Raw genomic sequence first — 12,922 nt, forward strand, 5'->3', positions numbered from 1 at the left:
GCTGATGAGCGGGACATGCGGGGCGGGCGGGCTGAAAACGGCATATTCAGGCCATATTAAGGCGGTCAAAATTAGCATTTGCTTTGAAAAACAGGCTGAATATAGGGTATAATTTAAGGCTGTTGTTTTCACGCCGGGGCCATTTAATGGCAGCTGAACCGGTGGCTGAACAAAGCTTGAGGACAGGGAAATTATGCGATTGAACCGGCCATGGTGTCGGCAGCGCCCGCCCCGTCCGACAAAAAGATTTCAATTATCCTGCTCAGGTCAGGATAAGCGGCAGAAAAACAAGTCATCACCGACGCGCTGACTGTCATGGACAGTAATCAGCAAGCGTCATGACCTGCCGGTATGAAGCTTAAGACTGATGTAAGCCCCCGGGCATGCATCAGCAGGCAGCGGCACCACAGGACGGCCCAGTACCGCATCTGACAGCGCTCTGCCTCCAACGAATACCAAGTTCTCTAACAGGAAGTTTATTTCATGAAGATTGCACAAGAAATTCGTGCCGGCAATGTGATCATGCTCAACGGCAATCCAATGGTTGTTCAGAAGACCGAGTACAACAAGTCTGGCCGTAACGCCGCTGTTGTTAAGATGAAGCTGAAGAGCCTGCTGTCCGATGCCGGTACCGAGACCGTTTTCCGTGCTGATGACCGCATCGATGACGTTATTCTTGAGCGTAAGGACTGCACCTACTCCTACTTCAACGATCCTCTCTATGTATTCATGGACGAAGAGTACAACCAGTACGACGTTGAGAAGGACAACCTGGGCGACGTTTTAAACTACCTCGTAGACGGCATGGAAGATGTCTGCCAGGTAACCTTCTACAATGGCAAGGCCATTTCCGTAGAGCTGCCTATCTCCATCGTACGTGAGGTTGAGTACACCGAGCCAGCCGTACGTGGTGACACCTCCGGCAAGGTAACCAAGCCAGCCCGTCTGGCCGGCACCGGCTATGAGTTAAGCGTTCCTGAGTTCGTAAACATCGGCGACCGTATCGAAATCGATACCCGCACCAACGAGTTCAAGAAGCGCGTTTAATTTCAAGGGACTGACCGCTGTCATCTGACAGATAAGGTTTTTCCGGTACCCCTGACCTGCAAAGGCCAGGGGTATTTTTTTGCCTGCAAATCCCCGTAAGGCCCCCTTCACTCCCCCGCCCCATCCCAACGAAGCCATACCAGGGCAAGTCCCAGGCCAGGAACAGGCCAAGGCAAGCCCCAGGGACATGCTCCGGCTCTGTCCGCCCGGGCATTTACCCACAAGGCCTTATCATAAATCTGACCGGCCAGAGCATACTGCCAAAACCAGAGCATTGCAAAAACCAGGGACACTAAAATACGCCCTGTAAAGCATTCTTACCGTGAGCTCAGCTGCAAAAGCAGCACAGCATCATTGTCAGCGGCAGCGCCTGGGATTACATTAGAAGTCCCTGCATGCTTTAAAGCGCGGGGCGGATCCTTGGGGCTGAGCTCTCAGGGCCCACTTATGGCGCCGCCCAGGTTATGGCCGCGCCACAGGGATCTGCTGACACAATGAACAGATTTTGAGCACCGGCAAGACGTCACGTCTGGCCGGTGCTCCTGCTGCATATTCAGGCCTTTGCCTTATCTTTGTCCACCTCAGGTATCCAGCCGCCAGACACAGGGCGCGCATCCAGGATTTCGCATGCTTGTGAGCACTTCCCTAAAAAGCTGATAAACAGGCCATTTTATGGCTTGTGGGATCGCTGTGGGAAAAGGCCGTTTACTTGTGGGTTGACTGTGGGATTCGTTTCACAGTGCTTTTTCCCCTGTTGGAAACTTCCTGTTTTCCCACAGGAATCCCACAGGAAAACCACAAGTGAAAATCCCATATCCATGCGCCTTTGAGGCACTAACCCACAGATTTTTGCTCTATAAAGATAAAAAGATCCATAAACGTACATTCTATGTATATATAAGATCTTATAAGCGCAGCGCACAGCGCGCGCTCGAGCAACCAGGATCCCAGGGTCACCCTCAACCATAAATCCAGGACCAGCGTCCACCTGGTATCACCAGGCAGACAAGGCACACCATGACATGGCATGAACCAGGACAAATTCCATCCAGGACTGACCAGGTACTTTTGCCGCCACTCCAATATCCAGACCAGCAACTCTGAGTGAGCAGCCTGCCCCTCCCATCCCAGTCTCCAGGTAAACCCGCCTGCTCGGTGATCCCCGGTTCACTGAAGATCACCGCTACCGGCTTACCAGGCTATCCCCATCTCCAGGACGCTCAGCAGTGCAGCTCAGTGATCAGCCACTCCACAGCTCAAGGCAGCTCCTCAAACACCCCACATCCAAAATGCAGCCGCTGCGCGGGCAGCTACCAGCGCTTAACAGCGCAGCTCACCAGCTGATCCCTATCTACAGGAGGATCGCCAGTGACGCCTTAGCTCCCAACAGGCAGTTGCTGAGAGAACAGCTACCCGCGCTTAACAGCGCAGCTCACTGACCAGCTGATCCCCATCTCCAGGATGATCACCAGTGACGCCTTAGCTCCCAACAGGCGGTTGCTGATAGACCAGCTGCCAGCGCTTAACAGCGCAGCTCACTTAACGGCTGATCCACCATCTCCAGAATGATTACCAGAGACGCCTTAGCACCCAAACAGGCTGCTGTTGATAGACCAGCTACCAGCGCTTAACAGCGCAGCTCACTTACCAGCTGATCCCCATCTCCAGGATGATTACCAGTGACGCCTTATCGAACAAACTGGCTGCTGCTGATATACCAGCTACCAGCGCGTAGCAGCGCACTGACCAGCTGATCCCCATCTCCAGGATGATTACCAGTGACGCCTTATCGAACAAACTGGCTGCTGCTGATATACCAGCTACCAGCGCGTAGCAGCGCACTGACCAGCTGATCCCCATCTCCAAGAGGCTCGCCAATGACGCCTGAGCACACAAACAGGTTGCTGCTGATAGACCAGCTACCAGCGCTTAGCAGCGCACTGATCAGCAGATCCCCATCTCCATGAGAATCGCCAGTGACGCCTTAGCACCCAAACTGGCAGCTGTTGGGGGAATCGCTGCCTGTGCACCTGCTGCAAAACTTCACTTTACCGTCACAGCATGGGCATCGGAGCTTTACAGCTGGCTTATGGATGGTCATTGTCTGTGGGGGGACTGTGCGTCGGACCTCAAAAGCAAAAGGCAGCTGCTGACGGTAAGGTGGGACAGCTGGCTGGCAGTTCACTTTGCATTTCATGGCTGCTCCCTTGCGACAGCAAGACACACTGTACTGTAAGCAATGAGCCGGTAAGCTCACCTGCAATGGAAGCTGTGTCCTGATTGCAAGACTCCAGGTGATTGAACGAAGCCGGGGAGTGCTGCTGCAATACATGATTTGAAAGTCGTGTTTAAGATGCACCTGATCTGTCAGACTGACAGTCTGGTGCAATATTCCAGAGAGGGCCTGGGGCGCGGGCGGGGCGGCTGCCAGAGGGTGGTTCTCAAAGAATGCAGGCAGGCCTCCTGGATTGCGCTGGAGACACTCAAGGCTGCCCAGGGCTGTCATTACCCTCTGAAAGTAAGCGTGCGCTCTGTGAGCATCCTGGAGGGCTCTTTTAAACCTGGCTGATCCGGCGCCCGCACCACACTGTTACCCTGGTGGGAAAATCAGCCCCTGGGGTACATCCGTGACAGGCTCTCAGGCAGCCTTGACCTCTCATGGCACTGGTGGACCGTTGCTGTTGAGGCTGTTTGTGGGCAGTGATCGTGAGTCTTCAGCTCTGTGGGAAAATCCGGACGCTGTACTGGCAGTCATGCTAATGGACTGGTTGTCATGACCAGACATACCTGTAGCAAAGCGGACTTATGGATGGGGCTGTTTAAGGCCTGATGGCAAAGGTGCTGCTGACAGCTGATGTTCTTTTGCTGGATATGCAGGGCGGGCTTGTCATGGCATCAAAGCTGGTGATTTTGGGCCCTGGCTGATATCTGGTACCGGCTGAGACGTGTGCTGACACTATCTGCGCCTGTGGGGAAATCAGGCTGGCTACTGAGAGAGCTTATGGTTTCATTGCAGGGAGGCTATGTACTGGTGGCAGAGATGGGCTGATTTTCCCAAAAGCGGCAGGGTGCGGTGCTGCGTTTGCTGGCTGCTGCGCTGGTGCTCTTTGAGTGGGCCGTCTGCCTGTGGGCAAATCTGAGGGGACGGGCGTGGGGCTGATGGCCTGTGGGAAAATCTGGCAGTTAAGATGTCCGGGGGCCGGTACTGAGCTCCTGGGAAATCCAGGGGCTGTCCGGGGCCTGGGTCAAATGGAAATGCTTTGCAAAAACAGGATTTTTGTCACATTTTTGCAGTAAAATATCGCGCGCTCAGATTAGCTGTGCAGCATGTTTTCCCTGGGATTTAATGCTCAAAATGAGCCTCCTTCCGGCAGGGGATGCTGCAGGATCGCCAGGGCACTGCCGCACAATGCAGTGGCTGAGCCGGGAACCTGCCGGGGGCAGGTCAAGTTTTATCTCCGTACAGGTGAGGAAAAGCCATGTCATTAAGAGAGTTTGACGTAATCGTAGTGGGTGCCGGTCATGCCGGTATCGAGGCTGCCGGTGCGGCTGCCCGCATGGGTTGTAAAACCCTGCTGTTAACCCACAATCTGGAAACTGTCGGTGAGATGTCCTGTAATCCAGCCTTTGGCGGTATTGGCAAGGGTCATCTGCTGCGCGAAATCGATGCCATGGGTGGTATCTGCCCTCAGGCCATTGATCGTGCCGGTATTCAGTTCCGAACCCTCAATTCCTCCAAGGGACCTGCTGTACGTGCTACCCGCGCTCAGACTGACCGTCACCTGTACAAAGAGGTGATGCGCAAGACCCTGGCCTCCTATCCAAATCTGACTCTTTTCCAGCAGCCTTGTACAAAACTGCTTTTTGATGGCGATACCCTCTGTGGTGTTGATACAGCAGCCGACATTAAGTTTTATGCCAGGGCTGTGATTATCTGTGCCGGTACCTTCCTCAATGGTCTGATTCACATAGGTCTTAACAATTATCAGGGCGGCCGTGCCGGTGATCCGGCCTCCATTGCTCTTGCTGAGAATCTCAAGGAGCTGGGACTAAGGCAGGGCCGTCTTAAGACCGGTACCCCGGCCCGTCTTATCAGCTCCACCATCGACTATTCCAAGATGCAGCGCCAGGAGCCTGAAAGCCCGCTGCCTGTGTTTTCATTTATCGATGACAACAGCGTTCTCCCTGAGCAGGTTTGCTGCCATATCACCCACACCAATGAGCGCACCCATGAGATTATCCGTTCCGGTCTTGATCGCAGCCCGCTGTACTCAGGTGTAATTACCTCCACAGGTCCACGCTACTGCCCTTCCATTGAGGATAAGGTAGTACGCTATCCTGACCGTGCTGCCCACCAGATCTTTGTCGAGCCTGAGGGCCTGACCACCAGCCTGGTTTATCCAAACGGTATTTCCACCTCGCTGCCCTACGACATTCAGGAGCAGTTTATCCGCTCCATTGAGGGCTTTGAAAATGTGGTCATTGCCCGTCCTGGCTATGCCATTGAATATGATTTCTATGATCCTCGCGAGCTGTCAGTCACCATGCAGTCCAAGAAGATCAAAGGCCTGTTCCTGGCAGGTCAGATTAACGGTACTACCGGTTACGAGGAAGCAGCTGCTCAGGGCCTGCTGGCAGGTATTAACGCCGGTCTGTTTGTTCAGGGCCGTGATTCATGGTTCCCGTCACGCAATACAGCCTACATGGGCGTAATGATGGATGATCTTTGCACCCTTGGTACCAGGGAGCCATACCGCATGTTCACCTCACGAGCCGAGTACCGTCTCATTCTGCGTGAGGACAATGCTGATCTGCGTCTTACTCCGGCAGCCCGTGATCTGGGAATTATCAGCGATGAGCGCTACCGTATCTTTGAAGAGAAGCAGAACCAGATTGAAAAGGAAAAGGCCCGCCTGCGTGAGACCCTGGTAAAGCCAGGATCTGACATGGGTAAAAACATCAGCTCCATTCTCAACACTCCGCTTTCCAAGGAGCAGACCCTTGAGGAAATACTGCGCCGTCCAGAGTCCCGTTTAAGACCTCTTCTCGATGCTGCCGGTATGGAGCTGATTGCCACCATGCCTCAGGCTGAAGAGCAGGTGGAGATTCAGGTGCGCTACCAGGGCTACATGGATCATGAGCTCGATGAGATCAAAAAGCGTGAGCTCAATGAAAAGACCCTGCTGCCAGCAGGCTTTGATTACCGATCAATATCTGCTCTGTCCAATGAGGTAGCTCAGAAGTTAAACGAGTTCCAGCCTGAAACCCTGGGCATGGCCTCCCGCATCTCAGGTGTCACTCCGGCCGCCATCTCCATTCTGATGGTCCACCTCAAGAAGCTCGGCCTGCTCAACCGCGTACCTCTGTCCGACCGTTAAGAGCACACAGCGGCCTGCTGCTTAAGGCAGAAGCCCGAGATCAGCTCTCAACGCAACCGGCTTAAAAAGGCGCCTTGTGAAGGAATTCATAAGGCGCTTTTTTCATGGGCGCGGCCAGACTCACAGCTGCCATTGTGCAGGCATGGAATGACCCTTCGGCCATGGCAGCCCGGCTGGACAGGCCCTGGCCTGGACGTGCACTCAGCTGCAGGGTCCGGTCTGCCGCCACATGGCTTGTGCCTGCTGCATCATGAAGAGCATGTGGAGCTGGCAATATGGATCCGGCTTATAAGGCAGCGGGCATGCAGGGCTGGAATCTCAGGCACTGTGGAAACAGGGGCAGACTGAGCCGGGGCGGGGCGGGCCGGGCGGAGCTGGCTGATAACCGGAGATGACCTGGAGGCGAACTGTCATTATGGAAAGCGAGGCGTTAAGCCGCTCGTGCGGGGATCAGGAAAGTGGCTGATTTTGCAAAATTTCGGCGAAAAAGCATGAAAAATCGAGTAAAAATGGGCTGAAATGAGCCGAAACGATGAAAAAACATGAAATCACAGCCTGTGGGAAAAGCGGGCTGGGCAGTCAGGCAGGCAGGTCGGGGATGGTGGCAGCCGGCGCGGATGTGCTAGTGCAAGGCCAGGCTGATTTTTCAAAATTTCGGCGAAAAATCATGAAAAATCGAGCAAAAACGGGCTGAAATGAGCCGAAACGGTGAAAAAACATGAAATAACAGCCTGTAAGAAAAGCGGGCTGGGCAGTCAGGCAGGTCGGGGCGGAGGCAGCCGGGGCGGCTGTGCGAGTTCGGGCTCTGTTGAGAACTTTTGATGGATGGTCTTAGAGCCGGTTTAAGGCGGGGTTTAGGAGAGGGTGAGGAGTGATGGCCGCCTGCTGGCATCTGTCTGTGCTGACGGATGCTGCAGGCGGACAGTATGATCAGGCAGCCTGGGGCAATAAGAGCGGGCGCCTGGTCATCATGTCCTGCAGGACAGTAAGGCGCTGCAGGACTGATGGGCGTGAAGCCGGAGCGTGTGCGCGCCTGCGCAGGCGCGTGTCGTGCCGGCTCAATTGCCTGAACCAGCCCGCAGGCTGGGCGGCAGCTGGACAGAGTTAGTAGTTGCGACGCTCTCTGGTGCCGCTCTCACCGGTATAAGGATTTACATTACCTTCGGTTGACCAGTTGTTGTTGTAGCTGCTGTCAGGTGCGGAGCGGTAATGGCCTCTTACCTCGGTGCCGTCAGAGCGGGTGTAACCATTGACCCAGACATCCCTGGCAAATGCAGAGCCGGCAAAAGCGGCAGCCGCTGCAGCAGTAATGACCATTGATAAAATGAGCTTTTTCATAAAAACCTCAGGCAGATTGTTATTAAGGTTGCGTGCATTATAGTCCCGGCACCATACCCGTTCAACAAATCTGTCATACATCCGAAAATGCATGGCCTCAGACTGGGACATCTGCTGACAGGAACCGTCCGTAACAGCCTGTGGGAAATTTCATGACTGAGCACGAAGTGATGTGATGAGACAGTGAGGGCAGGAAGCAGGGACGGGCAGCAGTTACAGGGGCGGCTGCTGATACTCCAGGCGGCCGTGGCGGCGTGCAGGATCACTGCAGTTGTCTGAGGCACAGGACTGAACGCGGGCGCAATGCCGAGTGCTGGAGATGCAGGACATGCTGTCAGTGAAAAGGGACGGCTGTCCTTGCTCATGGCAATGGCTCTTATGGCTGTGGTCGCCTGGGGACTGACAGCACAAGGGTGCATGGGCAGGACTGGCATGGGCTGGAGCTGGTGGGGTGCTGGCGCTGGTGGAGGGCTGGCACTGAGCTTGACTGGTATTGGAGCGCGTGGACCAGACGCGCAGGCGGGGCAAGTGCCCATACCCCCGAACTTAAGGAGGGGCATTAATAACGGTATTTGCATGGGGCATAAACGTTCGAGCTCAAAATCTCATTGATAAGCATATAGTCCTTATTTAGCTTCTGGTCACGTTTAGAGGTATGAGACTTTTTACACCTCTTTTCAAACCTGTCTGCGACCTCCTGGTCAGGAGGGCGAAAAAAAGATGGTGCTGGGGGCTGTGGCCTCCGGCACCATCTTCGGGTGTACGGCTCAGGTGGGAGCCGGACGAGTCAGTTTGAAGAGAGCTTGCTTTTATTCCCTGTTAAGGCTCATGAACTTGCGATTGAAGTAGAGCAGGGCATTATGTGGTCTGACAACGATATTCTTAAGCTCAACAAAGTAGAGGTTATGTGTGCCCAGTTCGTCCTGCTTGCAGATCACACCTTCAAGTGACGATATGGCGCCTGTATTGACCGGCTGAGACAGAGAACCTTCTTCCCAACTTGGATCCTGAAAACGCTCTTCCATGGTAGAGCCTTTCATGCCGGCGAAGTGGGCGGCCACTTCATCCTGACCCTCGGCAAGAACGTTGACACACATTGTGCCGTTACCCTGGAATACCTGGTTCATCTCGCTCTTTTTGTTAACAGCAACCAGTACGGTAGGAGGGGTATCAGTAATGGACATTACTGCTGTAGCGGTAATACCGCACTTGCCTGCCTCACCACTGGTGGTTACCACGTTAACGGCAGCAGCCAGATTGGCCATGGAATCTCTAAAGGAAAGGCGCATTGCCTCTACGTCGTCAGACATGTTCACCTCTTCTTAAACTAATTCTTCTAACTTAACGAGATCGTCGTTGTTGTGGTAGATAGGAGTCTTCCAGCCCTTGCGATCGTAATCGCTCAGGCAGCGGTCAACCAGGTCAGTCATCTCCTTCATTGCGCCGGAGGCCTTGGCCTGACGTAAGCACTGCATGCGGATTTCGTCCTGAGAGCCGGTGTAGTTGATCTCATACAGCTCGTGACGGCCGCCGAACTCGGAGCCGATAGCATCCCACATGAGCTTGAGGATCTTGATGCGCTCCTCGAAGTCCATACCGTTGGAGCCACGTACGTACTTGGCCAGGTACTTCTCAATCTCAGGATTGTTCATATCGCGGATTGAGGATGGCAGGTAGACCAGACCGGAGGTCAGATTGCGCTCAACAATGTTCTTGATCTTGGCGTAGGCCATTGGAGCCATTACACGGTAGGTCATGATGGACTTGGTGTCAGGCATCCATGCACCACCGCGCCACTCTTCAGCCTCAGCCCACATGGCATCGGTCAGAGCCCAGAACATGTGACGCCAGGTAACTACTTCACCAAGGTCAGCCTGTACACCACGGAACTCACTTACGCCGGTGCACTCAAGGGACTTCTGTAATAAACCGGCCAGGAAGTCGAGCTTTACGGCAAAGCGTACGCTGGCCTGGAATGGGAACAGACGGGCAAAGCCACCCTGCATGGTCCAGTTACGGGCGCGCTCGAAGTCCTTGTAAATTAAGACGTTCTCCCATGGGATGAATACATTGTCCAGAACCAGAATGGCGTCATTCTCGTCAAAGCGGGAGGACAGAGGGTAGTCAAATGGGGAACCGGTAACACCGGCTACGAGCTCATAGGAGGCACGGGAAATCAGCTTGACGCCTGGAGCATCCATTGGAGCTACGAACATCAGGGCGAAGTCAGGGTCATCACCCATAACCTGGGCAGAACCGAAGCCGATGAAGTTGTAGTGGGTAAGAGCGGAGTTGGTGGCTACTACCTTGGCACCGGATACTACGATGCCGGAATCTCTTTCCTCAACCAGCTTGATGTAGACGTCCTTAACCTCGTTAACTGGCTTGTGACGGTCAATTGGTGGATTAACGATGGCATGGTTGAAGTAAAGTACGCTCTCCTGAATGCGCTTGTACCAGGTACGGGCGTTCTGCTCGAAGCGGCCGTAGAACTCAGGATAAGCACCTAAAACGTTACAGAAAGCGGCCTTGTAGTCAGGGGTACGGCCCATCCAGCCATAAGAGAGGCGGGACCAGTCAGCGATAGCATCACGCTGTGCCTTTAATTCATCGCGGCTGCGGGCATAGCGGAAGAACTTGTGGGTGTAACCGCCAGAACCGGTGTCGGTGTCCCAGCACAGCTTGTCCTTGTACTCAGGATCGTGGAGTGCGTCATAAATCTTGCCAATGGAGGCGGCAGAGTTTCTGAAGGCCGGGTGGGTGGTTACGTCTTCTACGCGCTTGCCGTAAGCATAAATCTCACGACCATCCTGGAAAGACTGGAATAACTCCTTGCTGTTGAATGGGCGCTTTTTATCTTGGCGATAATCATCGTAAAGCATCGATCAGGTCCTCTCAGATGTTGTTGATGTTGGGAACTCAATGACTTCATTTTAGGTATTGAGCGCTGTCTTTTTAACTAACATTTGGACTGGAAAATGGTACTTTTCGGCTGAAGTTTCTTGTATCCCAGTAAGGTTGTGAAATTTCAATCCCAGGTCACAAAAAGGAACATTGATCGTGATAAAAGATCCGCAAATTGACCCATATGGCATGCTTATTGTTGATAGGTATCGCTCTGTTGATAAACAGTATCACCTCGCTGACATCAACCGTCATCAAAAAATGTGACTGGGTCCGAAAAATGGCCTGTATACCTGGTGCTTTATGTCACTTTTGAGTCTGTCCAGGCTTAAAACCTGCCCTGATTCCCCTTTTTTTTCACCTCCCTGCAGCTGCTTTTTCACCATGCATCAGCCAGCCTTTCCAAGCTGAATACAGCCGTGACGCACAGCCAGGGGCAGTAGCAGCCTGAAAGGGCTGTTTCAGTACCAAAAAGTCACTGGGATCCTGAATTCTCTATAGCCTAACAGCATGTATAAGCCAATTTTATGGGTATATTTGGCTGCATGCGGCATAAAAAGGTGTTTTCTGTCCTGAAGTTCCAGGTTTATGGATGCAAAAACACAAAATGGTACTTTTAGTTGAAATATCGGGTCTTTTGGAGAGTGTGGCCCATGAAGCCCCTTACGTGCATGCTTTTGAGCGCCAGGCTGAGTGCCTGGCAGCACTCAGGTGACGCTGTGCTTTATGGGCACAGACCTTGTGAAATGACAGGATGAGTAACTGTGCTCCGGCCCAGGGGCTGGCGCCGCCAGACAGAGGTTCATGCTGTGCCCTGGGCAGCTGCTCAATGGCGGCTCAATGGATGCAATTGCCTGCAGTCGGCATCCTGCTGCCGGACGCCGGTCAGAGGCATCCTGCCGCCGGATGTCGGCCGGAGGTATCCTGCAACCGGATGCCGGCCGGAGGTATCCTGCTGCCGGATGCCGGCCGGTGCCGGCAGTATGCAGTCTGAATAAGATGTCAAGGCTGTGGCTGGACTGTGGTTATATAAGGATGGCTGTGCGAGCTGGAAGAGTATGGCAAGTCTCGGTATGGAGGAGATGCTTACGGTATGCACGGATGCGGGCAGGTTTGTGAGCCTGCCAGGGGGCGGGCGGGATTGAGGTGGTGGGAAAAATTAAGGGCAGCCATAGGCTGCCCTTAATTATAAGTGTACTGGAGTACGCCGCCGCTGCTTCTGAGCGCAGGCGCGGCTGCGCCTGAGCAGGTAGCGTGGTGATTACACTGTAGTGATATGGTGAATATCCTGGTAGATGTGCTGCATGTTCTTGCTGCGCTTGCGCCACTGTGATGGTGTCTGGCCTACACAGCGCACAAAGAAGCGGGCAAAGTATGAAGGATCAGTAAAGCCAAGATCGGATGCAATCTGGTTGATGCTGCGATCTGAGTAGACCAGACGGCGCTTGGCCTCAAGCAGTACACGCTCGAAAATCATGCGCTTAGGAGGAAGCGATGAGAAGCGGCGGCACATGTCCTTGAGCTTGGAGTCGGTAATGGACAGCAGGCGGGCATAGTCAGGAACTGACAGCTGCTTGTGGTAGTTGGCCTCGATAAGCTTGATAAAGTTCTGGAAAATGGTGAGATCGCCATTGACCATGGGAGCTACGGTAAGGCTGTCCTTGAACTCGCGCTTGCACAGAATATAGGAGAACAGGGACTGTACCAGGTGGGACAGTACCAGATCCTGATCAGTGTCCACATTCTCAATGGAGCTCTGAATAATACGGAAGAAGCGGTCAATATTCTTCTTAATCTCGCTGTTTTCGGCAAAGGAGAGGAAGACAGCCTTGTTAAGAATGATATTAGGGTTTGAGTGGTACAGCTTCTCAATAATAGGGGTAATCAGACTCTCTCTTACTGTAAGCACGTGACCGGTGGTCTCATTGGTGGTGAAGAATGAGTGCGGCGCAGACGGTGGAGTAAGAATGAGCAGTGGCACCTTGGGAGTAAGGTTCACCGAGTCGTCAAGGTTGAGGTTAATGTAGCCAAAGTCAATGTAATGGAGCTGGAAATAGCCCTCGTGACGGTGAGGCTCCATAAAGCGGCCGTAGAAGGACGCCATATGCGAAAAGGAGCGGTAGCTCACGTCATTTAACTTGCCGAAAGTTAAATTATCCTTTGCTACATCGATATTTCTAATTGCCATCTTCTAACCAACAATTTTTCAATATCTAAACAGTAAGACAATCCATTTAACAAAGAGCCATACCATA

The 12,922-nt window shown here is 53.4% G+C and carries 7 protein-coding genes; 3 read left to right on the forward strand and 4 right to left on the reverse strand.

Annotated elements, in window-relative coordinates; genetic code table 11:
• Positions 1–483 precede the first annotated feature (483 nt).
• The 3 genes from efp to MXE39_RS02265 all read left to right on the forward strand — a co-directional run bounded on the left by efp (position 484) and on the right by MXE39_RS02265 (position 7,119).
• Positions 484–1,047 carry an elongation factor P gene (gene efp / locus MXE39_RS02255; protein ID WP_246977082.1) on the forward strand — a complete coding sequence of 188 codons (564 nt, stop codon included), beginning with the start codon at positions 484–486 and terminating at the stop codon, positions 1,045–1,047.
• 3,479 nt (positions 1,048–4,526) lie between these two features.
• Positions 4,527–6,425 (forward strand): tRNA uridine-5-carboxymethylaminomethyl(34) synthesis enzyme MnmG, encoded by a 1,899-nt coding sequence (gene mnmG / locus MXE39_RS02260; protein WP_246977081.1) that lies wholly within the window; start codon positions 4,527–4,529, stop codon positions 6,423–6,425.
• Between the two features lie 532 nt (positions 6,426–6,957).
• Positions 6,958–7,119: a hypothetical protein gene (locus tag MXE39_RS02265; protein ID WP_247073746.1), complete on the forward strand. Its 162-nt coding sequence runs from the start codon at positions 6,958–6,960 to the stop codon at positions 7,117–7,119.
• A gap of 410 nt (positions 7,120–7,529) precedes the next feature.
• On the opposite strand, the gene MXE39_RS02270 is transcribed toward MXE39_RS02265, so the two are convergent.
• The 4 genes from MXE39_RS02270 to hpaA all read right to left on the reverse strand — a co-directional run bounded on the left by MXE39_RS02270 (position 7,530) and on the right by hpaA (position 12,855).
• Positions 7,530–7,763 carry a hypothetical protein gene (locus tag MXE39_RS02270; protein WP_246977080.1) on the reverse strand — a complete coding sequence of 78 codons (234 nt, stop codon included), beginning with the start codon at positions 7,761–7,763 and terminating at the stop codon, positions 7,530–7,532.
• An 809-nt stretch (positions 7,764–8,572) separates the two neighbouring features.
• On the reverse strand, positions 8,573–9,073 hold the full coding sequence (gene hpaC / locus MXE39_RS02275) for a 4-hydroxyphenylacetate 3-monooxygenase, reductase component (RefSeq protein ID WP_246977079.1): 501 nt from the start codon (positions 9,071–9,073) through the stop codon (positions 8,573–8,575).
• A gap of 12 nt (positions 9,074–9,085) precedes the next feature.
• Positions 9,086–10,645 (reverse strand): 4-hydroxyphenylacetate 3-monooxygenase, oxygenase component, encoded by a 1,560-nt coding sequence (hpaB, locus tag MXE39_RS02280; protein WP_246977078.1) that lies wholly within the window; start codon positions 10,643–10,645, stop codon positions 9,086–9,088.
• Positions 10,646–11,928: 1,283 nt separating this feature from the next.
• Positions 11,929–12,855, reverse strand: coding sequence for a 4-hydroxyphenylacetate catabolism regulatory protein HpaA (gene hpaA / locus MXE39_RS02285; RefSeq protein ID WP_246977077.1), 927 nt, complete (start codon positions 12,853–12,855; stop codon positions 11,929–11,931).
• Between the last annotated feature and the right edge of the window lie 67 nt (positions 12,856–12,922).

Source organism: Anaerobiospirillum sp. NML120511 (genome assembly GCF_023050955.1).
Classification (GTDB): domain Bacteria; phylum Pseudomonadota; class Gammaproteobacteria; order Enterobacterales; family Succinivibrionaceae; genus Anaerobiospirillum.